This is a genomic window from Streptomyces sp. MK37H (assembly GCF_018035285.1).
GTDB lineage: Bacteria > Actinomycetota > Actinomycetes > Streptomycetales > Streptomycetaceae > Streptomyces > Streptomyces endocoffeicus.
Window position 1 is genome coordinate 1 of sequence record NZ_JAAAYH010000835.1, and the last position, 1,499, is coordinate 1,499.

Annotated in this window: 1 protein-coding gene; it reads left to right on the forward strand. The window is 69.5% G+C overall.

The features are described 5' to 3' along the window. Positions 1 to 246 precede the first annotated feature (246 nt). Entirely contained in the window at positions 247 to 1,473 is a 1,227-nt protein-coding gene (locus GWI24_RS44285) for an IS110 family transposase (RefSeq protein WP_210951650.1), read from the forward strand. Positions 1,474 to 1,499: the final 26 nt, after the last annotated feature.

Below are 1,499 nucleotides of genomic sequence, written 5' to 3' on the forward strand. Positions count from 1 at the left end.
GCCGCCTAATGGGAGCTGCCGGGTCGGTGAGACTCGGTGCCGTAGCCGCCAGCAGGTGAGCACTTCCGCCGCCGGAAGCAGTCGACTTCTGTGGTCAGACCGTGCCCCTGCTGGTCGGCCGGGAGGCCAGACCGTTGATGGGGTGGCGTGCCCGCCCAGTGGGGCGTGAGCACTGGATCCATTAGGCCGCGTGCCGTGCCTTCCGCAGGCTGCATGGGAAGCGAAGTTCCTGACCAGGAGGATGAGTTGCTGCTGATCGGCGATGACTGGGCCGAAGACCACCATGACGTCGAGGTCCAGGATGAGGCAGGCCGGAAACTGGCCGCCGCGAAGCTGCCCGAGGGCGTGGAGGGAATCGCGAAGCTGCACGAGCTTCTCGCCCGGCACGGCAGCGAGGACCTCGATGCGGCCAAGGTGGTGGTCGGGATCGAGACCGACCGCGGCTCGTGGGTGCAGGCCCTGATCGCCTCCGGCTACCAGGTCTATGCGATCAACCCCCGGCAGGTCGCCCGGTTCAAGGAGCGGTACGCCGCCTCCGGCGCCAAGAGCGACAAGGGCGACGCGCACGCGCTGGCCGACATGGTCCGCATCGACCGGGACCAGCTGCGGCCGGTGGCCGGGGACAGCGAGCAGGCCCAGGCCGTCAAGGTCGTCGCCCGCGCCCACCAGACCCTGATCTGGGAACGCACCCGCACCTTCCAACGTCTGCGCAGTACCCTGCGCGAGTACTTCCCCGCCGCCCTGACCGCCTACGCGGATCTCACGCTGACCAGCACGGACGCGCTGGAACTGCTGATCAAGGCCCCCACCCCGGCAGCCGGGGCGAAGCTGACCCGCGCCCAGATCACCGCCGTCCTGGCCCGCGCCCGCCGACGCAACCGGGACGCGAAAGCGGCCACGATCCAGACCGCGCTGCGTGAGCGGCAGCTTGGCCTGCCCGAGGCGGTCACCGCCGCCTACGCGGCCACCGCCACCGCTCACGCGCGGCTGCTGATCGCCCTGAACGAGCAGATAGCCGAGCTGGAGGGGCAGGTGAAGGCCCATTTTCTGAAGCACCCGGACGCTGAGATCTACCTCTCGATGCCCGGCATCGCGGAGATCACCGGCGCCCGGGTGCTCGCCGAGTTCGGAGACGACCCCACCCGATACGCCTCCGCGAAGGCCCGCAAGAACTACGCCGGCACCAGTCCCATCACCCGGGCCTCCGGCAAGAGCCACACCGTCCAGGCCCGCTACGTCCGCAACAACCGCCTCGCCGACGCGTTGCAGACCCAGGCATTCTCCGCTCTGCGGGCCTCGCCGGGGGCCCGCCGCTACTACGACAAGCAACGCGCCCGAGAAGCCGGTTACAACCCGGCCCTGCGGCAGGTCGGCAACCGCCTCGTCGGCATCCTCCACGGATGCCTCAAAACCCGGACCCTCTACGACGAAGCGACCGCATGGTCGCACCACGCACACCTCCATGCCGCTTGACCTCAAACGACATGGGGTGTCTGACC